The 20504-nt window shown below is 64.5% G+C and carries 28 protein-coding genes; 23 read left to right on the top strand and 5 right to left on the bottom strand.

Features of this window, described 5'->3' with window-relative positions; translation table 11 throughout:
- Window position 1: 1 nt before the first annotated feature.
- From C7435_RS12705 to C7435_RS16990, 4 genes are read right to left on the bottom strand one after another with little or no spacing between them, the layout of a single operon-like run.
- Complete coding sequence (locus C7435_RS12705; RefSeq protein ID WP_121211974.1) at window positions 2-325, bottom strand: hypothetical protein; 324 nt, start codon at window positions 323-325, stop codon at window positions 2-4.
- Window positions 325-531, bottom strand: coding sequence for a hypothetical protein (locus tag C7435_RS12700; RefSeq protein ID WP_121211972.1), 207 nt, complete (start codon window positions 529-531; stop codon window positions 325-327). The genes C7435_RS12705 and C7435_RS12700 overlap by 1 nt, the downstream gene beginning before the upstream one ends.
- Complete coding sequence (locus tag C7435_RS12695) at window positions 531-2687, bottom strand: ParB/RepB/Spo0J family partition protein (RefSeq protein ID WP_170150473.1); 2157 nt, start codon at window positions 2685-2687, stop codon at window positions 531-533. The genes C7435_RS12700 and C7435_RS12695 overlap by 1 nt, the downstream gene beginning before the upstream one ends.
- Window positions 2684-3058 carry a hypothetical protein gene (locus C7435_RS16990; RefSeq protein ID WP_147422696.1) on the bottom strand — a complete coding sequence of 125 codons (375 nt, stop codon included), beginning with the start codon at window positions 3056-3058 and terminating at the stop codon, window positions 2684-2686. Before C7435_RS16990 ends, C7435_RS12695 begins: the two co-directional genes overlap by 4 nt.
- A 143-nt stretch (window positions 3059-3201) precedes the next feature.
- On the opposite strand from C7435_RS16990, the gene C7435_RS12685 reads away from it, so the two are divergent.
- Window positions 3202-3981, top strand: a complete 780-nt coding sequence (locus tag C7435_RS12685) for a TerB family tellurite resistance protein (protein WP_147422695.1) — start codon at window positions 3202-3204, stop codon at window positions 3979-3981.
- A gap of 3 nt (window positions 3982-3984) precedes the next feature.
- On the opposite strand, the gene C7435_RS16985 is transcribed toward C7435_RS12685, so the two are convergent.
- Complete coding sequence (locus tag C7435_RS16985) at window positions 3985-4656, bottom strand: helix-turn-helix domain-containing protein (protein WP_170150472.1); 672 nt, start codon at window positions 4654-4656, stop codon at window positions 3985-3987.
- 59 nt (window positions 4657-4715) lie between these two features.
- On the opposite strand from C7435_RS16985, the gene C7435_RS12675 reads away from it, so the two are divergent.
- From C7435_RS12675 to C7435_RS12575, 22 genes are all read left to right on the top strand, one after another.
- A complete protein-coding gene (locus tag C7435_RS12675) occupies window positions 4716-4979 on the top strand; it encodes a helix-turn-helix domain-containing protein (RefSeq protein WP_121211964.1) in 264 nt (87 codons plus the stop codon).
- Window positions 4980-5352: 373 nt separating this feature from the next.
- Window positions 5353-5868, top strand: a complete 516-nt coding sequence (locus C7435_RS12665; RefSeq protein ID WP_121211961.1) for a hypothetical protein — start codon at window positions 5353-5355, stop codon at window positions 5866-5868.
- Window positions 5868-6011 carry a hypothetical protein gene (locus C7435_RS17185; protein WP_170150471.1) on the top strand — a complete coding sequence of 48 codons (144 nt, stop codon included), beginning with the start codon at window positions 5868-5870 and terminating at the stop codon, window positions 6009-6011. Before C7435_RS12665 ends, C7435_RS17185 begins: the two co-directional genes overlap by 1 nt.
- Complete coding sequence (locus tag C7435_RS12660; RefSeq protein ID WP_121211959.1) at window positions 6008-6379, top strand: hypothetical protein; 372 nt, start codon at window positions 6008-6010, stop codon at window positions 6377-6379. The genes C7435_RS17185 and C7435_RS12660 overlap by 4 nt, the downstream gene beginning before the upstream one ends.
- Window positions 6379-6813 carry an ASCH domain-containing protein gene (locus tag C7435_RS12655; protein WP_121211957.1) on the top strand — a complete coding sequence of 145 codons (435 nt, stop codon included), beginning with the start codon at window positions 6379-6381 and terminating at the stop codon, window positions 6811-6813. Before C7435_RS12660 ends, C7435_RS12655 begins: the two co-directional genes overlap by 1 nt.
- Window positions 6810-7019 (top strand): hypothetical protein, encoded by a 210-nt coding sequence (locus C7435_RS12650; RefSeq protein ID WP_121211956.1) that lies wholly within the window; start codon window positions 6810-6812, stop codon window positions 7017-7019. The genes C7435_RS12655 and C7435_RS12650 overlap by 4 nt, the downstream gene beginning before the upstream one ends.
- Window positions 7016-8305, top strand: a complete 1290-nt coding sequence (locus C7435_RS12645) for a phage Gp37/Gp68 family protein (protein WP_121211954.1) — start codon at window positions 7016-7018, stop codon at window positions 8303-8305. Before C7435_RS12650 ends, C7435_RS12645 begins: the two co-directional genes overlap by 4 nt.
- A complete protein-coding gene (locus C7435_RS12640) occupies window positions 8302-8793 on the top strand; it encodes a helix-turn-helix domain-containing protein (protein WP_121211952.1) in 492 nt (163 codons plus the stop codon). Before C7435_RS12645 ends, C7435_RS12640 begins: the two co-directional genes overlap by 4 nt.
- Window positions 8790-9026, top strand: coding sequence for a hypothetical protein (locus C7435_RS12635; RefSeq protein WP_121211951.1), 237 nt, complete (start codon window positions 8790-8792; stop codon window positions 9024-9026). The genes C7435_RS12640 and C7435_RS12635 overlap by 4 nt, the downstream gene beginning before the upstream one ends.
- Window positions 9019-9498 carry a DUF4326 domain-containing protein gene (locus C7435_RS12630; protein WP_121211949.1) on the top strand — a complete coding sequence of 160 codons (480 nt, stop codon included), beginning with the start codon at window positions 9019-9021 and terminating at the stop codon, window positions 9496-9498. The genes C7435_RS12635 and C7435_RS12630 overlap by 8 nt, the downstream gene beginning before the upstream one ends.
- Window positions 9495-9878 (top strand): hypothetical protein, encoded by a 384-nt coding sequence (locus tag C7435_RS12625; protein WP_121211947.1) that lies wholly within the window; start codon window positions 9495-9497, stop codon window positions 9876-9878. Before C7435_RS12630 ends, C7435_RS12625 begins: the two co-directional genes overlap by 4 nt.
- Entirely contained in the window at window positions 9866-11521 is a 1656-nt protein-coding gene (locus tag C7435_RS12620; RefSeq protein ID WP_147422693.1) for an SNF2-related protein, read from the top strand. Before C7435_RS12625 ends, C7435_RS12620 begins: the two co-directional genes overlap by 13 nt.
- A complete protein-coding gene (locus tag C7435_RS12615; RefSeq protein WP_121211943.1) occupies window positions 11518-11709 on the top strand; it encodes a hypothetical protein in 192 nt (63 codons plus the stop codon). Before C7435_RS12620 ends, C7435_RS12615 begins: the two co-directional genes overlap by 4 nt.
- Window positions 11709-12071 carry a hypothetical protein gene (locus C7435_RS12610; RefSeq protein WP_121211941.1) on the top strand — a complete coding sequence of 121 codons (363 nt, stop codon included), beginning with the start codon at window positions 11709-11711 and terminating at the stop codon, window positions 12069-12071. Before C7435_RS12615 ends, C7435_RS12610 begins: the two co-directional genes overlap by 1 nt.
- Entirely contained in the window at window positions 12064-12570 is a 507-nt protein-coding gene (locus tag C7435_RS12605) for a hypothetical protein (RefSeq protein ID WP_121211939.1), read from the top strand. Before C7435_RS12610 ends, C7435_RS12605 begins: the two co-directional genes overlap by 8 nt.
- Window positions 12567-13013, top strand: a complete 447-nt coding sequence (locus tag C7435_RS17180; RefSeq protein ID WP_170150470.1) for a hypothetical protein — start codon at window positions 12567-12569, stop codon at window positions 13011-13013. Before C7435_RS12605 ends, C7435_RS17180 begins: the two co-directional genes overlap by 4 nt.
- Entirely contained in the window at window positions 13010-14263 is a 1254-nt protein-coding gene (locus C7435_RS12600) for a helix-turn-helix domain-containing protein (RefSeq protein WP_170150469.1), read from the top strand. Before C7435_RS17180 ends, C7435_RS12600 begins: the two co-directional genes overlap by 4 nt.
- Window positions 14256-15050, top strand: coding sequence for a hypothetical protein (locus C7435_RS12595; protein ID WP_147422692.1), 795 nt, complete (start codon window positions 14256-14258; stop codon window positions 15048-15050). The genes C7435_RS12600 and C7435_RS12595 overlap by 8 nt, the downstream gene beginning before the upstream one ends.
- A gap of 288 nt (window positions 15051-15338) precedes the next feature.
- Entirely contained in the window at window positions 15339-16073 is a 735-nt protein-coding gene (locus C7435_RS12590; RefSeq protein ID WP_121211933.1) for a hypothetical protein, read from the top strand.
- Window positions 16066-18231 carry a terminase gpA endonuclease subunit gene (locus C7435_RS12585; protein ID WP_121211931.1) on the top strand — a complete coding sequence of 722 codons (2166 nt, stop codon included), beginning with the start codon at window positions 16066-16068 and terminating at the stop codon, window positions 18229-18231. Before C7435_RS12590 ends, C7435_RS12585 begins: the two co-directional genes overlap by 8 nt.
- 366 nt (window positions 18232-18597) lie before the next feature.
- A complete protein-coding gene (locus tag C7435_RS12580; protein WP_121211929.1) occupies window positions 18598-18846 on the top strand; it encodes a hypothetical protein in 249 nt (82 codons plus the stop codon).
- Window positions 18843-20498: a phage portal protein gene (locus C7435_RS12575; protein ID WP_121211927.1), complete on the top strand. Its 1656-nt coding sequence runs from the start codon at window positions 18843-18845 to the stop codon at window positions 20496-20498. Before C7435_RS12580 ends, C7435_RS12575 begins: the two co-directional genes overlap by 4 nt.
- Window positions 20499-20504 lie beyond the last annotated feature (6 nt).

Here is a 20504-nt window from a genome sequence, read left to right as displayed (position 1 = left end):
CCTAGAAGCCCCTCTCGTCAGGTTCGCGAGGCAGGTCGCCCGGCTCGAGCCAGGTGGCCTTCATCGGTTTCCCGTTTCGGGTGATCAGGTACATCGTCGGCGCGGGCGTAATGCGGTCGACCTCGGCCTCGTCGACGTCATCTGGACCGAGCCAGCCGGAAGGATCGGGCGCGGCGGTTATGTTCTCGGCTTGCTGCCTGGCATCTTCCGCATCGTCGGCCTGGATCCGGATCCGCGCGGATCCAGAGAACCTGACGGTGGCGTAAAAGAGTCCGGTCTGTTCGTCCCGCTGGAAGTCATCGGGGTTGGGGCGTTCGGTTTCCATCAGCCCACCTCCCCGACGATCAGCCCAACCGCGAAGGCGATGGCCAAGCCCAGGGCCAGATAGAGGTGGGACTTGACGACAGGGGCCTTGGCAAAGGCGGGGTCCTTTGAATGGGTGAAGGCCGCGAAAAGGAGCGCGCCGTGGTGTGTGGCGCCCCAGGCGAGGGCCAGTCCGAGGATGGCGATCAGGATGGTAAGTACGTCCATCACGACGCCTCCCCGGCGAGCATGGCGCGGACATCGGCCTGGACCTTGGCGGGGGCGGCGAATTGCAGCTCGGGCGGGGTCCAGCCGGGGGTGCGCTTGGGGTGATCCATGATCCAGGCAATGCCGTCGGCCTTGGCGGTGGGCATGGCGTCGGCCTCGTCGGCCGGGATGCCGCAGGCCTTGGCGATCTGGCGGCGCTGGGCGGCGGTGAAGGGGGCGAGATAGTCGGCTGTCATCTCGAAGGCCGGCATCTGCCGGGTGAGGCCCTGGGCCAGCCGGGTGGTGAAGGCATCGCTGCCGCCATCGCGGGCGGTGCTCGGCCAGACGGCGGCTTGATCGGCGATCAGGGCCGCGAAGATGCCGGCGACCTGATCGGGCGAGGCGCGGTTCAACGTGTCGACGGCCTTGACCGGATCGGTGACGATCACGGCGGGGGGCTTGATGGCGAATCCGGGTGGGGATGCCGGCCCGCCTTCGCTGTCGCTGGTGGCCAGCGCGGCGATCCGCTCGGCCAGTTGGGGCGGGGTCTTGATGGTGGCGTCATCGCCGGAGCGATGTTCTCGGCGAAACCAGCCGGCCGGGCCGCGATGGTCCCATGTCAGATTGATGTCAGATGGCAGCAGGCCGATGATGGTAATGGCCATGGCCAGCGTGGCTTCACTGTTGCAGATGGCCTCGCGCAAGCGGCGGCTCTGGATCTGTGCGGCCTGCAGGAAGTGGCGGCGTTCGAAGGGCTGGACGGTCTCTTCCTTGGTGGCGGGCGCTTCGCTGTCACGGGGCGTCTTGACCGGGATGGGCGCTTTGCTCCTGCCATCAACATCGGCGCGGCGGACAACATGGCGTTGCTCGATCCGGTGGTTGGCCAAGCGAAGGATGTATCCGGCTGGCAGGTCAGGATAGTCCTCGGCGTTGGGGTGGTCGTAGCGACTGTTCCATTCGGGAAGGTCGACGAAGGCCGCGCCTTCGGCCAGCAGCTCTTTCGCGCGGCGCTTGATGGCCCTTTGCTGCAGCGTGGTGACCAGCGCCAGATCCATGTAGAGGGTCTCGCCGCTGTCTTCGTCGGTCAGGGTTTCTCCGTCATAATCCTCGGGCTGGAACCCGGCCTCGCTGGCGGGCAGGCCGGCGGCCTTGAGACTGTCGCGGATTTCATCATGGGTGCGCCAGCCGTGCTGCAAGTTCTGCATCAACTCCAGCGCATTGCGCTGGCGGTCGTGGCTGGCTTTGCGGATGGCGCGGGCCTGGGCGAGGGTGATGGCGTGGCGGTCGAGCGCGTCCTGCAGTTCGGGGGCGAGGTCTTCGACCAGGTTGAAGCGCAGCTCGACCCAGCGTGTGGTCTTGCCCATCGCCGCCGCGCATTCATGCATGGCCGTGCCGGTGGCCTGGCGGATTTCCGGGGCGATGTCGGCCTCGGTGAAGCCTTTCTCGAACGGGTCGCCCTTGTAGATGTCGGCGAGGATTTGCCTGATCCGCATCTCGCGGAAGGCGGCGATGCCGCGGGCTTCCTCCATCGCCGGCGGATCCACGCGGTCTCGGTTTTCCGCGAGGGCGACCAGCAGGAGGTCCTTGTCGGTCAGGTCCTGGACGAGCGAGCGGACGCTCTGCTGTGCGGTGTCGGGATTGCGCTCGAGCGTGCGGCCCATGGCGCGCCAGCGGCGCTCGCCGGCGGCGATTTCAAACTCGCCAGGCTTGTCCGGATGCGGCCGCACGACGATGTTTTGCAACTGGCCCTTTTCGGCGATGGCATCGGCCAACTCGTCCAGCGCGGCGTCGTCGAAACTCTTGCGCGGATTGAGCGGGCTGGGATGGATGCGATCGTGCGGGATGGCGTAGAGGCCACCGGGCGCGACCGGGCCTGCGCCTTCCGGCAAGGGCGCGGCGGGCACGCCAGCGGCGGCCGGCGCGTTGCCGGACCAGACGGCGTGCAGGGCGCGCGCGGTGTCGGACACGCGCAGCGGATCCAGCGTGACGAGGCCGGTGGCGGCCAGGCGGGTGACCGCCCTTCGTGTGTTCGATCCGTCGCGGCCGCCAAGGGTGGCGCCAAGCTCGACCCAGTTGGGGGTCTCGACCCCGCTGTCCTGCAGCGCGATCAGCGCGGCGATCATGTCTGGATCGGCAACCTTGAAGGCGGCAGGCTTCAGTTTGGGGCGGGCGCTCATTGGGCGTCTCCCGGGTTGGCGACCATGGGGCGGCCGCTGGCAAAGATAGGGGTGAGATTGATCAGGCATTCATGGCTGGTGATGCCGCGAAGGGGGCCGGTGGCGATCGTGACCAGGGCGTGGCCGGCCTCGCGATTGATCTGCTGGATGTGGCCTTCGACCCCATCGCGCTGGCGCATAAAGGCGACGCGCCGCCCGATGACCAGAAGGTCCAGCTCGCGCTTGCGCTCGGGCGAGGCAAGGGCAGCGTGATCGTTCGCCGCAATCTCGCCCACCGAACGGCGTTCGCCGGGCACGAAGAGACGCAGCAGGGATGCGGGCAGGTCGCCGCCGGCGGGGCAGAAAGCGGTGATGTCGGGTGTGTCGGCCATTGAATCCTCCGTGGTTCGGGAGGACCGTACTTACGAAAAATCGTAAAATCAATCAGAAATTACGAAACAGCGTAAATGATGCGGTTGGCGGGCACTGTTAGTGTTCCCTGGTTGTGCAACCGGAAGCCGTGGAGGTAACGCCATTGCTGCATGTTTTCGAGCGAGATTTGCCGAGTGTGTCGGCACGGCCGGCGCGGCTGCCTGACGCAGATGGTATGGTCGTTACCCCCGACACATCGATCGGGCGCGATGCTGTATCCTTGGAGGATCAGTATTTCGGCATTGTCTATGAGGATTCTGACGGCTTTGAATCAACGCGAGCGGTCATCGCCCGCAAGATCAAGTTCAACCGCGATGGAATACCCCTGCTTTGTGCTTTTTGCTGCGAGCGGGAGGCTTATCGCGAGTTTCGAATGGATCGGATCGTGGAATGTTGGGATGCAGAAACCGGCGAGTACGCGGAGGCGCGGGCGTTTCTGCTTGAAGTGATAGGGTTCGATAAACTGGCGCTTGCGGCGGCAGAGGATGTGTCTCTCGAAAAAATGGAACATGTCTTCGCGATGATTAGGCCGCACGTCGTGTTGCTGGGCGCGCTATCGAAGTGCGATCACTACATGCACAAGGCAGAAGTGACGGAAATCGTGAGGCATGTATTGAGCGTCGCCGATTGCATGAGTCTCTCAGATGATGAAATAAAGCGGGTTCATACCAGGGTGCGGCGTGTGAGGCCTTCGCCCGATAGTGTTGATGCGGCGCTTGATGAGTTGCGCCGCCGGCCGCCGGCACAAGTAGTGGCATTCATTGCGGCGGCGGTTGCGGTTGTGAAGGCTGACGGGAAGGTCAAGGACGACGAGATTGCAATGCTTGACGACCTGGCGCTGGAGCTTACGGGGCTCGGCGTTGAAGATCTGATGCCTGGTTAGTGGCTATTTGCGGACAATATGAGGATCCGCGATACTGACAAATGGCATGGCGCGGATGATCTGAACGTCTTCAATAAGTGGCGCGCCGTCCCAACTCTCCAGATTGTAAGCGCCGGGGCTGTACCCCCGCCGTACGACCTTGAACATCAACTTGCCATCAGCGAGTTCGACGACGCAGGCGCGACCTAAGACCTCGTCCGGCTGAAAGGCTTGGCGATCCAGGCAGTAGATTATCCAGCGCTCTTGAGCGGGAGGCATGGAGAAGCCTCTGATCTCAAAGGCCACGTAGTCAAAATCTGCCGGTGCCCCGGGGGGCAGGGCCACTTCGTAGAGGCCTTCATTCGGGCCAACGCCATCCATCACCGTGACAACCGCTCCTGCCCCAACCAATCCCTTCACCCAAACCCATTTGGTGTGTGCAGTAGATTGTTCATCGTAAAGTTGGTCAAGAGTAAGGCCGATAGCGGTCGCTAGCCGACGCGCGGTGTCCTCACGAAGAGAGCGGGTTTTTCCATCAAGATAAGAATAGATTGTTGATGCGGGAACGCCGGCGGCTTTGGACCAGCCGTGAACATTTATTCCTGCTCGCTCCATTGCGGAGCGGAGTGCGGCCCGCCGGATATCATTTTCGCTCACCATTCCTGACGAGGTAGCACACGGATAATTCATAGGCATTCGCGGAAAATCCGAATTCGACTTGACAGATTTACGAAAAACCGTGAATCAATTGCGGCATGACGCCGACCGAGAAAAACATTGAAGCGCTTCGAAGCGCGATAACGGCGAGGGGCGGAAGCCTTTCGGCCATCGCCCGTGAAGCTGAGGTCAAGCCGACCACCCTTTATGACATGTTGCGGGACGATTGGGCGCCTCGCTCTGTCCGCAACCTTATCGCCATCGAAAAAGCCCTCGGCCTCACCGCCGAAGAGCTCGCCCAAGCCCATCATGACGATCGCCTTGCGCGGGCCGGTGATGCCAGCGCGAAGGTGGCGTCGTGACCGTGTCATCCCTCAAACTCCCCGGGTCGAAGGCAGTGGAGCTTGTCCCCCTCCGCTTGCCGGCCAACCGGGCCGGGGGTGGCCCTCGCCGCGCTGTCCTGACCGGGCGCGGCGGGGGCCGTTTCTGTTTCAGCGTTGACGAAAAAGGCGACGGCACGATCGCGGGACGGGTCTGCCGGCAGGCCCATCTCAGCTGCCAGTTCGGCGCATCGCTGCGGCGTGATCGTGTCGCTGGCCGTTTCGCTGCCCGTGCCCATCTTGCACTCCCTCGCTGCGGTATCGCCGGGCGAGACTATCGCGCCGGCGGGGCTGTGTGTTTGGAGCGCACGGACGGCGTCCAAGGTTTGGCTGTCGGGACGGGGAGGGCGCGCGCATGACCGGTGTTGCCCGATCACCCGCGCATCGCTGCCACCCGGCGATCGCTTATTCACGGCTGAAGTCGGCCAGCGCCGATGTGATGGAACAAAATGGCGGCACCGTGCGGGCGGCGAGCCGTACACGCGGCAGTGACGAGACGCTGCGCAAGGCGATGCGCCATGAATATCCCGACAACTGGCTGGGCATTGACCAGGTCGCCGATCTGGAAGTGAGGGCGGGCCGACCTTTCGTGACGGCCGAGCTGGCCGAGCTGGCCGGATACATCCTGATCCCGTCGCCAGAGCAGATGCGCGGCGAAGGGCTGGAGCAGAGATCCATCAAGGAAGCGGCCGAGGCGATCACGGCGATCTCGGCCGCGATGGCGACCAAGAACAAGGTGGAACGCCATGAAGTGCCGCATGTGCGGCGCGAAGTGCGCGAGGCCATCATTGCCCTGTTTGCCTATGACACCGCGCTTGAGCGCACCTTCCCTGATCTGATGCCGGAAACAACCGGCGGGGAGGGCGACTGATGGCGCGATCCCTGTTTCGTCGCGGCCCTTCTTACCGGCGCGGCCAGCCGCTGGGCCTGAACATGCCCTTCTCCGGCTGGCTGACGTTGGCGCTGGCGGGCGGTCTCGCTGTGTTCTGGCTGATCCGTTGGGTGCTGTCATGAGCGGGCGGGTGGCCGAGTTCGAGATTGTCTGGCGCGAGGTGGCTTTCCGCGTGGCTGCGCATTTTGACGCGAGTGGTCGGGTGGTGGCGCTGGGCGATGTGACCCTGCCCTGGGACCGGCGCAATTCCGCCAAGGCGCTGGGCGAGATGTGCGGCGCGGTGATCCAGGCCGACCGGTATTTCCGCACGCCGGGACCGGACGGGCAGCAGCTGATTGCGATGTTCGACCTGGTCGAGGCGCTGAAACCCTATGGCGAGACCGCCTTTGTGGCGCTGTTGCGTGTGCTGGCCCAAGCCGAACGCGACGAATTCCAGGCCGTGAGCGAACGCCGTTCGGCGGCCTTTCTTTCCGGAATGGAGGATGTGTGATGAAAGCGCTCTCGATCCGACAGCCCTGGGTCTGGGCCATTCTGCATGCCGGCAAGGATGTTGAGAATCGGAGCTGGTCGACGCGCTATCGCGGGCTGGTGGCACTGCATGCCGCCAAGTCTGTCGACAAGACCGCGCATCACGCCTTCCTCGAGCAAGGCCATCCGTTGCCCGGCTCTGAGGCCGGGTCGGCCTGGCTGGGTGCCTATGTCGGCACGGCGCGGCTGGTGGATGTGGTCACGCAATCCGACAGCCGCTGGTGGCAGGGGCCTTACGGCTTTGTGCTGAGTGATGTGGTCGCCTTCGACACGCCGATCCCGGCGACCGGTCGGCTGGGCCTGTTCACGCCGGCCGACACCGACCTGATGCAGATCCACGCGGCGATGACATGGGCGGCCTTCGCGTCGGGTGATCCGGAAAGGGCGGTGCCATGAGCGAGTGCGCGCAACAGGCCAGCGCCCTGGCCACCCTGAAACTGGTTGAGGCCGGACTGAAGCGCATGCTGCCGGTCACCGGGATTGACGCGATGACGCCGGAAGAGGTGCGCGGCTGGACGATCGCGCAAGTCGAGCTGCTGGTCATCTTCCTCGGGGAGCAAATCGAGCGCGATCAGCTGAAGCCCTGGGAGGTGGTGCGATGACGCAGATTGAATGGACGCATCTGCCCGGGTTCAAGGGCGAGAGCTGGAACCCGATTGTGGGGTGCGCGATCGTCTCGAAGGGCTGCACGAACTGCTACGCCATGAAGCAGGCGGGGCGGATTTTGCGCATGACCGGTGGCGACAGCCACTACGCCGGCACCGTGACCGACAGCAAGGCCGGGCCGGTGTGGACCGGTAAGGTGGCGCGGGCGAGCGAGACGACACTCACGGCGCCGCTGCGCGCGCGCGATCCGCGCTGCTATTTCGTCAACTCGATGGGCGATCTGTTTGCCGAGGGCGTGCCGGACGAATGGATTGACCAGGTCTTTGCGGTGATGGCGCTGGCGCCGGAGCATCGCTTCATCGTGCTGACGAAACGGCCGGAGCGGATGCGGGAATATTTGAGCGCAGGCGTCTCCCCGAACGGTAAGCCGGGGAATGATGTGTTTATGCGCATCACCGGTGAATTGCTGGACCGCACTCTTAGTGACGCTGGCATTCGATGGCACGAACTTTCAGACGACCGGCACTCGACAGCCTTGTTTGCTAAAAAAGCGTGGCCGCTCCCCAATGTCTGGCTCGGCGTCTCTGTCGAAGACCAGGCCAGCGCGGATGCGCGCATCCCGCTGCTGCTGGAAACGCCGGCAGCGATCCGGTTTATCTCGGCAGAGCCGCTTCTGGGGCCGGTGGACCTGACATGGCTGGCGCAGCCGAATGAAGACGCCGACGGCGTTCTTGATTGCCTGCGCGGGCTGAACTGGGTTTGCGGCAAACGGTACGTCGCGGAAGACGGACGGGAAGGCGCGCCGCTGGTGCGGCTGGATCACATCGACGCGCACGGCAAGCGCGGTGAACCGCGCCTCTACGTCACGCGGGAAAATATTCGACCCGATCTTCAGCAGCACTGGGAGCCAGCATCATTTGACCCTGTCGCAAAGCTCGATTGGGTCATCGCCGGTGGCGAGTCCGGCCCGGATGCCCGGCCCATGCATTCCGTCTGGGCGCGGTCCCTGCGCGATCAATGCGCGGCGGCGGGCGTGCCGTTTTTCTTCAAACAGTGGGGAGAGTGGGCGCCGGATTGGACCCCTGAGCAGGGGCGGACATGTTCGGCCCGCGTCGTCTGTCCGGACGGCGAGGTTTTGACAGGCGCGCGCATGGTTTTCGGTCGGTCTGACGTGGCTGATGCAGAAGTCATGCTCGCGATCGGCAAGAAAGCTGCCGGCCACCTCCTCGATGGTGTCGAGCATTTCAACTGGCCGGATGATCCGGCGGGCGGGGCGTCATGATCGGCATGGAGCAATCCGAGATCACGGGCTGCCTGATCGGCTTTGCTCATGCCCGGGGCGAGCGCGCGATGGTGGCGCGCCTGTCCCAGCTGGACCCGGCCGAACGCCTGCGCGCCCTGTCGACCCAGCCTTACATTGCTGACCTGCTGGATGAGGCAGCGGCGATCTATGCGGTGGCGATCGATGACATTCTGTCACCGGCCAAGCCGACCCGGATTGTGCGGGCGCGGCAGTGGGTGATGTATCACGCCGCCCTGGCCGGCCGGATGAGCCTTCCCGACATTGCGCGGCGCTTGCAGCGCAAGGATCACGCGACCGTCATTCACGGTGTGCGCGTCCACGCTTTGCGGCACGGCCTGCCCCTGATGTCGGTGCCGAGGGATCTGGCGAGCCTGCCGCCTGTCATCTTCGAGGGGCCGGAGCCGACGCGCGACCGGCCATGGGATCCCGCCACGGCGATCTTCATGCCGGGGAGGGGGCTGGGATGACCGAAGCCGGATTGATCGTATGGGGCGTGGCCGGGCTGGGCGTGGGGTTTGTGTATCTGGGCAATGTGCGCCTCGCACTCAATTGGTTGCCCACCGACCTGCCCTTGCGGCGCCTGTGGGCCTGGCTCTGGTTTGTGCCTGTGGCCCTGTTCGCGCTCGGCTGGCTGGCCGGGATGGTTCATGTCGGGGGGCGCCGCCTGATCCGCTGGATGCGGGGGTGCGATCGTGGCTAAGCCCAAACCCCGCCGGATCCAGCTGAAACGCACGAAAGGGTGGCGCAAGCCTGCTGGCGCTGTCGTCGTCACGCGCGCCACGCGATGGGGCAATCCCTATCGGGTGGCCGATTGGGGGCAGCAGCGGGCGGTCTCGATGTTCCGGATTGATCTGCGGCGACAGGGCTGGATCGAAGGACCAAAGGGCCGGGTGACCGTCGAAGAGATCCGCGCCGAACTGCGCGGCAAGGATCTGGCCTGCTTTTGCGATGGTTGCGACCCCTGCCATGCCGATGTGCTGATCAAGATCGCCAATTCGCGCGGGCCGCTGGCGCCGCCGCGCCGCTCGGTTTCGGGCGGGTTTGGCATTGGCGAGAAGCCGGATCGGATCGCAGCGGCGGCTGCCGAACGGCGTTCGGCGGCGATGCTGGATGATCAGGGTGAGCCGCTGCCGGTGTGCTGGGATTTTGTGCTGGATCGGGGGGTGGGATGAGCGTGTCACCCCTGCGCCTGGCCGGCGATATCCGCCGCATCCTTTCCACCGCCCGGGTGGATCTGTCGGATGAGAAGCGGACACAGGCCGAAATTGAACGGGAGCTGGTCAAGGCGCTGCCGGATGGCCTTGTCGTGGAGCGCGAGGCGCGGCTGGAAGATGATCTGGGGATTATCGACTTTCTGATCGGGCGTGTGGGTGTGGAGGTGAAGCGCCGATCGGGTTCACCGCGATCGATCCTGCGCCAGCTGGAACGATACAGCCGATCGTCCAGCGTTGATGTGCTGGTGCTGGCCTCGAACAAGGCGATGGCCTTGCCGGCCGCGCTGCGCGGTGTGCCGCTGTACCGGGTTTCGCTGGGTGCGGGGTGGCTGCTGTGAAATATGGCAAGCTGATCCGCACCGAGACGGGCTGGCGCATGGAGGATGTGCCGGCGCATGTGTCGCTGCGGCTGAAACAGATATTCCCCCGCCTGGACAAGGCGGCGCGCGGGACGTTCGAGTTTCCCGGAGATGATGTCACGGCGGCGGATCTGGACTGGTTTCGCGACCGCTATCCTTTCCTGATCGAGCCGGAAGCCAATCAGGCCCTGATCCGGGGCCGACTGGCCCATGAAGAGCGCCAGAGCGAGACCGAACGCCTGTTTCTGAATGGCTTCAAGCCGCCGACCTATGCCGGGCTGCAGCCGGGCCAGACGGTGAGGCGCTATCAAGCCCAGGCTGTGGAGATGCTGCGCCTGTCGGGCGGGCTGTTGCTGGGCGATGATGTGGGGCTGGGCAAGACCTTCACCACGTGCGCGGCGATGCTGGTGCCCGGGGCCTTGCCGGCCGTGGTGGTGTGTCAGCCGCATTTGCAGCGGCAATGGTGCCGGGTGATTGAGAGCTTCACCACGCTGAAAGCGCACGCGGTGAAGAAAACCTCGCCCTACACGCTGCCCAAGGCCGATGTGCTGGTGTTTCGATACACGCAGCTGGCCGGCTGGGTTGAGCAATTCCCGGAACTGGCGCCGCGCCTGGTGGCCTTTGACGAGATCCAGGAGCTGCGCAAGGGCGAGGAAGCCTTGAAGGGCCGTGCCGCGCTGGAGCTGGTGCGGTCGGCGGATTATCGCGTCGGCCTGTCGGCGACGCCGATCTATAACAAGGGCGCCGAGATCTGGACGATCTACCAGTATCTGGCGCCCGACGTGCTGGGACCCTTCATGGAGTTTCAGCGGGAATGGTGTGGCTATGGCTATTGGGTGGCTGACCCGGTGGCGCTGGGCGATTACCTGCGCGATGGCCATGTCTTCCTGCGGCGGACGAAGGCCGATGTGGGGCAGGAGCTGCCCAAGGTCAGCCGCATCATCGAATACATCGAACACGATGCCGGCGAGCTGGCCAAAATTGAGGATGTCGCGCGCCGGCTGGCGCTGACCGCGACCACGTCGGACAGCTTTCATGAACGCGGCCAGGCGGCGCGGGATCTGGACCTGCGCCTGCGCCATGCGACGGGTGTGGCCAAGGCCCGCGTTGTGGCAGCGATGGCGCGGGTGCTGGTCGAGTCCGGCGAGCCGGTGATCATGGCCGGCTGGCACCGCGATGTTTACGACATCTGGAGCGAGGCCCTGCATGACCTCGAGCCGGCCTATTACACCGGCACGGAGACCGCTGCGGCCAAGCAGCGCGAAGTGGATCGCTTCGTCTCGGGTGAGACCAATCTGATGTTCATGTCCCTGCGTTCGGGCGCCGGCGTGGACGGGCTGCAGCTGCGCTGTTCGACCATGATCATCGGCGAGCTGGACTGGTCTCCGGCGACGCACACCCAAATCATCGGGCGCCTGGACCGGGAAGGGCAGACCCAGCCGGTCACCGCCATCTTCCCGGTGGCCAGTGATGGGTCGGACCCGCCGATGATGGAATTGAACGGCCTGAAGGCCAGCCAGGCGGCCGGCATCACCGATCGCGGGGTCGCACAAGCGGCGAGCACGGATCGCACGCGGTTGCAGGCCCTGGTGGGGCGCTATCTGAAAGGGGGGACGGGATGATCTGGACCGTAGAAAGGCCGGCTGTCCTTGTAGCCGAGCGCGTGAATGATGAAGGCAGCACGTTATCTCCAGTGGTTTTGCGACTGGATGACAGGTCGGCGGCGATCATTGTCGAGATCGAGGGTGTCGATTACGCGCTGACCTTGATGCGGGTGCCAAAACAGCGGCCCCGCAAGGTGGTGCATTGATGTCAATTCCAGCCACCATCCCCGGCCGCCTGATCTGCGATACTCAGGATGTCAGCGAGCCCGGCGAGTTTCAGTTTCTGGACCATAACTGGAATGTGACGCGGGGCCGTCTGTCGGCCTGGCGGGTCGAGCTGGCCTGCCCGCGCTGTGGCCGGGCGGTAGAGCGCCAATTGGCAGCGGCCGGTGATCGCCATGGCGCCGCTGACACGCTGCGCTGGGATGGCACTGTGCCGGCGCCGACCATTTATGGCCGGCTGCGCTTTGCACCTCACGGCAGCTGCGCGGGATGGTCCGGGCATCTGGAAGGCGGCGAGTTTCGCACCGATCCGGCGCTGTTGCGCAAGGGGGTGGGCGATGAGTGAGCCTCGCACCCGCGATGTGTTCGACACCCTCTTGCGCGACCGGATCACGGACCTTGAGGCGCGGCTGCAGCACGCCCTGCTGGCGGCGGACCCGGCGGCGCCCTGTGTGCCGTTTGAGTGGGGTCTCGACCGCGCGCAAGCCGTGCTGGCTGTCTGCCTGGCGCGCGGCCCTGTGGCGCTGTGCGAGGCGGCTGTGAGCCTTGATGCGGGACTGCCGGGGGGATGGGGGCAGGCGGGCGGCGTGGCGCGCGCTGTGGCCGCCCTGGCGGCGGGTCTGGACCGGGCGCTGGGCGCTTGGGGCTGGATCCTGACACGGCCCGATGGCGGGCTGCTGCGGATGGCTGATCGGCTGGCCATCCACCCGGCGCAACAGGCGCCGTTCCGCGCCGCTGTGCGGTTCGAGGGATCGCCGGCGACGGGACCGATCCAGCACCGCCGCATCCCGCCCGGGACGCGGGCTTATCGAGGATTGCAGATGCAGGCGGGGGGCGGCGCGTGAACAAGAGCGACGAAATTGGTGTGATGTGGAGCATGTCAGTGAAGGCCGTTTGGGCGCAACTGGCGCTTCACGGTTGCCCGTTGCCGCAGGGCGAGAATGGCTACGCCGGCTGGGTCGCCTTGTACGTTCCGTGCTGCGACAATTATCGCTTGTGCGATGAGGATTACCGGAGCGTCCGGCGTCTGCACCCGCCACCCTTTTTACCAAAGAGCCAGTGCGACCTGCCGACACCTGGTGGCTATGTCGGGGTGGTGAAAGTGGGGCGACAGCGGCGCTCAAACGGTGGTGGCGGCTATTTCGGGTTTGTTCGTCCCGTTCGCCACGCGGTGGTGTTTGATCAATCCTTGCCGGCCGAATGCCCTGGCGGGCCGAGACCAATTCGGGATGCAGCGCTGTTGCAGGCGCTTCGTGCCGCTGTGGTAGCGGCGGAGGGTCGGTCATGAGCCGGTTGTCGGTGATCCCCGCGGCGGCGCTTGATGACGTCGCTGAGAAACGAATGACGCTGACCCACCTGCGTGTTTTGTGTGGCCTGGGAACGTGCACGAACAAGCACGGCTGGGCGACCGACACCAATCAGCAGAAGATCGCGCGCAAGGCGGGATTGGCGCGGGAGACCGTGAATCGAGCGTTGAACAAGCTGGAAGAGCTGGGTTGGGTCGAGGTTTATGAGAGCCGAAATCAATATGCCCAACTGGCTGGGCTGCTGTGTTATCGCGTGGTGTTGGACCCGCCCTATGGCCCGGAAGGGGAGCGTCTAGAATCGCCAACCTACAAGCGGCGTCGCGCCCATATTCCAAGTAGCCAGGAGCGTGAAGCGGATCACGTCGGGCAGGTCAATGACGACGCCGAATCGGACTCGCAGGCAGATGCGTCCGATCTGTCGGGTGATCTTGCCGATTTGCAAGGCAGTGAAGGGCTGGACGATACCCCTTGTGATCGAGACGTCACAGGGGGGGGTGTGATCGAGACGTCACAGGGGGGGTGTGACTACTGTGGTCACAGGGGGTGTGACTACTGCGATCACAACAGAGTCGATTCTTTTATCGATAAGAGTTCTATGAGAACCAGCGCGCGCCGGATGGTGCGAGGCGAGCGGGTGACCGGCGTCTGGTTCAATCCGGATATTCAGCTGGCCACAGCACTGCATGACGCCAAGGCGAAGCAGGACGTGACTCGGCAGCTGAACGAGCTGCTCGGCAGCGCCGAAGCAGCAACGCATTCCGCGAAGATGGATGTGAGGGCCTATATCGAGCGCGGTTTTGTGCGTTGGAATATGATCTTTGCGATGCATGCAGATGCCCAAGCGCTCCGCGATCGCTTGCGTGGGCTAGGCAAGGGGGTTGTCGATGCTTCGGGTAGTCGCGTCCAAATCTGCACTGAAGCGCACTGGGCGCGCCTCACGGCCGAGATCACCATGCCCTACAATCCGCCTGTGGGTGAGCTGGGGCAGTTATTTGACCAAGCCATCGAATGTGGGCGCTCGGAGACTGATCTCGCGCCCTGCTGCGAAGATGGTTTCGTTCTGATCCCTGACCCTGATTTCAAGTGGGCCGTGCGCTCTACCGGCATGTCGAGTCGGGAGGTCGGGCGCGTGTTTATCGGTGCCATCAAGGCGCTGGGATGGAACCCTGAAATCAAACCCCTACCGCTTGTCGAGCGACATGTACCTGCAACGGAGACCGCCCATGGGTAAGCTCACCGCATCCCCAGAAATGATCAGTGGACAGGCAAGCCAGCGCAAGCGGCTGGATGATGCCAGCGGGCGGGATGAGATCGCCAAGGCGCGGGGCTTCTCCAGCTGGGCCGCGTTCGAGGTTGACCAGGCGGAGAAGCGAGAGGCCAAGGCCAAGTATGCGGCCAAGCGCAAGGCGGAAGAGGACCAGTCGCCAGAGGTTCAAGCCGCGCAGGATCGCCAGGCGCTGCAGTTCGAGGCGCTCAAGCAGCTGGGGCGGTCTGTCCGGTTTGCCGATGTCGACAGCTATACAGCGGCGGTGCGGGGTCTCGATATCACGGACGGTGTGATGCGCGTGCTGGCGCCGAATGTCCATGTGCTCAAGCTCTGGCGCCCGGGCAATGGACGGGCGGGCGTGATCAGCCGGGAAGATATGCTCGCGGCGGCGGATTACGCCTCACTGCGCGACAGCTTGCTGGTCGGTGGGGCCGGTCGCGACCCGGCTGACATTCGCGTCGATGGTGGGGGCGGCGGGTCAACCGAGCTGGCCCTGATCCATCGCTTGAAGGCGGCGGAACAATTCAAGGCGGCGGAGCTGGCACTGGTCACATCGTCGATCGTGCCGGTCTGGGGGCGGGTGATTCGTCGGATAGTGGACTGGGTCTGTCTCGATGGTGGCCAGCCGCTCGATGATTTCAGCCTCGGCGAGTACGCGATATTGAAGGGCGAAAACGAGGCCAAGGCCAGCAGGCGCTTGCTTCTCAAGCAGGGGCTGGGCGCACTCTGTCAACATTTTGTCCGACGCTAGTTGACATCCTACCGGGTTATGTGATGTCAATCTGGCTTAGATGAGGTCACTGCGCCTCGGCAGGCCCCGCCCGGACACCCGGCGCGGGGCCTTTTCATGCCCCATTCCAGCAAAATCAGACGCTTAGCGGGTCCTTCCTGGCCTTTCCCCGTATACGGGGCATCTCAGCGCGTGGCTTTTGAACACACAGGGCCGGTCAACATTGTTGACGCTTTGGCCTTGTCTCGTTGACGTTTCAACCGATTTAGGAGGCTCCACCCGGCCGGCCGGTGGCCTGTTTCACACACGATGCCTGACACTCCGCTGCTCGCGCGATCCCTCGAGAATGGTGAACCGGCCTATTTCAAATCGCTTTCGAGCTATGGCGAAGCGCGCGGGGTGACCCGCCAGGCCGCGTCGATGTGGAATAGCCGGGACGGGCACATCGTGTTTGCGGACTGCCCGGTCACTGGCAAGCGCGTGATCGACGCCCTGGCGAGTGACGCGCGCCGAACCGGCAATTCAAACCCGTTGAAGCGGCTTGCGCCTGGTGCAGCGGCGTCCACCGAACGCCGTTCGTCCGCCGAGGCGGAGGGGCTGTTCGAGCCGGAAACTGATGCACCGTCGCCTGACGAGGTTCCCGAGCCTGCCAAGCCCGCGCCCCAGGCCGACCCGTTCAAGCAGAGCGCTGCCGAAGCAGTTGCTCGCGACAAATGGTTGGCAGTGCGTGAACGCGAAATGCGGGTCCGCGAAAAAATGGGGGAGCTGGGCCGGCTGCAGGACATGCAGGATGCGCTTTTCCAATCGGTGCGCCGGCTGCGCGACTCGATGCAGGCTGTCGCGGCGGAGTGTTGCGAGCGCGCCAATCCGGATGACCCAGCGCTGGCGCGACGGGAAATGCAGAAGGAGATCGACAAGCGCCTGACGGCGATCGGTGTCGAGATCGAGCAAATCGTCAGCGGTCAGTCGGTGGCGGATCTGCCCGAATTCGGCGTCAGCTCCTCCGCAGACGGGGTCGAAGCGGGCGAATTGATCAATGCCTGACGGCTCGGCACCGGGCGATCAGTTCGCGGACTGGCCTGAGTTCGATGCGCATCTGGACGGTCAGCGGGTCACCTATGGCCGCCTGTTGCGCGAGGCCATCACGCCCGACCCGCCGCAAAATCTGCTGGATTGGACCTGCAACAACCGGGTTTTTGATGACATGTCGTCAAACCCGGGGCCTTACGACCCGGACACGGCACCCTATCTCAACGAGCCGATCGAGGCGTTGTCGGTAGGTTCCGGCGTCGAAGAGCTGGACGTCATCAAGTGCGCGCAATCTGGCGGCACGGTGATCCTGGAGAGCTTCAAGGCAGGCCTCCTGTCCACGGTCGCAGCACCGGCGATGCTGGTGCACCCGACCATCCGGGCGTTCGAGGATTGGGCAGAGGAAAAGTGGTGGCCGTTCGTCTACGCCACGCCGGCGCTCGATCCAGACCGAGGCGGTGAAGTCCGAGACCGGACGGACAAGAAGTCGGGCGGTTCCACCGGCAAGCGAATCCGCTTCCGCAAGGGTGGGTGGATCGTCGGAGCCGGCTCCAATTCGGCCGCGACCCTCCGGCAAAAGTCGATCCGCTTCATGGCGCTCGACGATCTGGACGGCTTCGAACTCAGTGCCGCCGAGGAAGGCGACCCGGAGAACCTCGCGCATCAGCGCACCAAGACTTATCGCCGCCGCGGCCTGGCGGTAACGCTTCGCGTCTCGACACCCCTCCTGGAAGGGTCGTCGCGGATCATGAAGCATTACGGCAATTCGGACCGTCGGCGCTTCTATCATCGCTGCAAGTCGCCGGAATGCCGGGCCATCATCGACTTTGATTGGGAGGATGTTGTCCGGGCGGAAAAGCCGCCCTATCGGTCACACGTTAACTGCCCGGCTTGCAAGACAGAGCATCGCCACGGCGACAAGCAGCGCATGCAGATCACCGGCGCGTGGATCCCGACGGCCGAATTCGACGGGGAACACGATGCAGACGGTGTGGTTATTGCCCCGCCCAAGGTAATCGCCGCTGCTGATGTCGATCGCTGGCGTTATCGCGACATGAAGCACCTGACCAAGCATCGGGGCTACTGGATCACCGGCTTCATGAATTTCGCCGAAACCTGGGACTCGATAGCCGAGGCCGAGGATCGCGCGGGAACCGATCCGGAAGCGCTCAAGGTGTTCAACAACACCGTGCTGGGCCGCACCTTCAAGATCGAGTCCAAGACACCGACCTGGGAGGCGCTCCACGGCTGCCGATCAGACGGGTTCAGGCGCGGCGAGGGGGCCTATGGCCCGTGCGTCTTTGTGCTCTCGGTCGACGTGCAGAGTTACGGCCTCTACTGGCTGTCCAAGGGCTACAACGCCAATGAGGAGCAATGGTATCTCGATTGGGGCCTGATCCCCGGCGAGACCGACATCAAGGGCGAGGGCGCCTGGAAAGAACTGGACAAGATCGCCGAACGTGGCGCGCCTCTGCCGGGCGGAAATCGCGTGCCGTTCGATGTCGAGGTGGTCGACACCAATTACAACACAGACGCGGCCAAGGCCTGGGTCGGCCGCCGCCCCCTCGCAATCGCCGTTAATGGCGATCCGGGTTGGGGCACCGACATCATCAAGCTGGCCCGGCGGACCGAGGTCGGCAAGAACGGGAAAAAGAAGAAGTTCGGCCCGCGCGTGTGGCACGTCTCAACTTGGTCGGCCAAGGCGGCCGTCGTGGCGCGCTATGGCCGTACGACGGCCAATCGCGCGATTGACGAGACCGGTGTCCCGAAGGGTTATTGCTGGCTACCGATGAACGCGGACGAAGCGCTGTGCCGTCAGCTCACGTCGGAGTATCTGCACAGCGCCCGCCGCAAGACTGATGGGCTGATGGTGCGCACCTGGAAGGTGCGAACCGGAGAAGAAAACCACCTCTTCGACTGCGACATCTACAGCTTTGCCGGCATTTGCTATCTGGGCGCCCGTGCACCAGGCGATCGCGGTTCATGGACGCTGGAAGACTGGATCGCCCGTGAGGAGCGGATCCGCGACATTCTCGACGTGGCCCAGCGCGATCTGTTCGACCAGCAACGCCGGGCACCCGAAGCCGCCGCCAACAGTGGCGCAGCCGCTCGCAAGTCATCGGATCTGCCCTCGGCTCTGGCCGCCATGGCGGCCGCAAATCGGGCGGGCTGACACCGGCGCCTTAGCCACCCAGCAACAGGACGCACGCATGCCAGCATCGACACGCCGAATTGAAGACGCCGTGGCGAAGCGTGACGAGAATGACCGCGCGTTGATGGGTTGCCTTAATGGGCGCTGTGACGCGGTTCCCCGCATGGTTGCCGGAACCCGCCGAGGCGGCTTGAAGGTCGAGGCGTTGCGTTGCTCCGATTGCGGCGAGACGTGGTCGCGCATTCACGTCAACTGACACCAACACACGCCACCGAACGCCGTTCGGTGGCTTCGTCTTCGCGGCATCTCTCCAGCCAGCCGCGAAGAGGCGGGACGCCAGCGCGATATGGCGTCCCGCCGCTTTCACTCATAAATCAGGAGACGCCCATGCCGCGCCCGCTCGAAGAGATCGATGCAGATATCGCGACGTTTCAGGCGGCGTACGACAAGCTGCTGCTGGGCACCCGGCCGCAGGGGCTGAAGCATGGCGACCGCGAGATCCAATTCGGTTCGAACTTCTCGGCCACCGAGAAGGCACTGAAACAGCGCCTGCACACCCTCACCGTCGAGCGTGCGCGCCTCACGGGCGACCCGCTGCCTCACCGGCCCTATTCGCCGCGAGGTATGGTCGGATGAAGCAGCGCCCCCGCGTTCGCGTCCAGGCCGGTTCCCGGCGTGTGCAGCCGGCCTCGACCGGCACGCTGACGGAACAGTACCGGCCCGCCTATCGCGCTGCCGATCCGCTCGACCAGGCATTGGGCGGGATTCAGCGCTCACGCGGCTCGGCGGACCGTGACTGGCTTCACAACCGCTTGTCCGCCGTCGCGGGCATTCGCGACAGCGTTCGCAATGATCCAATGGCTGCGTCGATGGTTCGTCGCCGCAAGGCGCTGGAAGTTGGGTGGGGCTGGATCTTCAAGCCGCGTCCCGATGCCGAGGCGCTCGGCTTCAACCTGGAAGACGAGGCCGACGAGGCCCGATTTGATGCGCTGATAGATGCGCTCAAGCGCGAATGGCGGCGCTGGGCGGAAGATCCGCTGTTTCGGTGCGACTGGGAAAGCGAGCTGGATTTCGATCTGATGCTTGGCTTGGCGGTTCGCCACCGGATCATTGATGGCGAGGCTGTTGGCCTGGTCTGCTTCCGGGAGGAAGAGGATCGGATAGGCCGCTTCAAATACGGCACTTGTCTTCACCTGATCGATCCCGATCGCCTGGCAAACCCGATGGGCCGGCCAGACAGTGACACGCTGCGCGGTGGCGTGGCGCTGGAAGAAGATGGGCGGACAGCCGGCTATCATGTGACACGCGGCCATCCCGCCGATGTCTCCGGCTCGTTCAAGGGCCTTCAGACCGATTACTACCCCGCGCGCGAACCTTGGGGGCGCCCGCGCGTCATCCATCTGTTCGACAAAAAGCGGGCAGGCCAGCACCGCGGCGTTTCCGACCTTGTCGCCAGCCTGCGCCGCCTCAAGACTCTGGAGGCCTACACGGATGCAGAGCTGCGCTCGAAGGTGATCAACGCCCTGGTCGTCGCCAGCTTTTCTTCCGAGATGGGAGGCGACTATCTGGCCGAGCTTTTCGGCGACGACAAGCAAGCCAATGCGCTGCTCGATCTGCGCAATCAGTATTATGAGACGGCCGGCATCGCGGTCGGTGGCTCCAAGGTTATCCAGCCCTTCCCGGGCGAGCGCCTGGAATGGAACACGGAAGGCCGCAAGGCTGATGGCTATGCCGACTTCGTGTTCTCGCTGGCGGCACAGGTCGCCGCCGGCGGTGGCGGGACCATCGAAATGGTCACCGGCGATTTTACGCGCCACAATTATTCATCTGGTCGGATGAGCCTGAATGAGGCCTGGCGCGACGTTGAAGTCGATCGCGCCCTGGTCGCGAAGAAGTTCGCCACACCGCTGGCCATGTGTGTGTTCGAGGAAGCTTTCTACGCCGGGCGCCTGCCCCTGCCGGTGAATGCGCCGGACTTCTGGGATGAGCCGGGCGCCTATGTGCGTGGCGAGTGGATCGGCCCGCCGCGTGGTCATGTGGATCCCGTCAAGGAGCCGCAAGGCGGTGCCCTGCGTGCGGCCAATCTGTCTTCCTCGCTCGAACAGATCGCGATGGAAGACGGCAATGATCCCGATGATGTGATCGAAGACAACCGCCGTTTCCGTCGCCGTCTCGAGCGGCGCGGTGAAGTCCCGGTCAGCCTGCGTGAAATCCTGGCCGTCTCCGGCCCCACCGATGATCCGCGCTCGGAAGAGCGCGGCACCGATAGCCGCGCTGGCGCGCGATAGGAGTTC

It is taken from the genome of Maricaulis maris (assembly GCF_003634045.1).
Lineage (GTDB): Bacteria > Pseudomonadota > Alphaproteobacteria > Caulobacterales > Maricaulaceae > Maricaulis > Maricaulis maris.
Note: the sequence above shows the minus strand (reverse complement) of the source record. Positions and strands in the feature narration are given on the sequence as shown.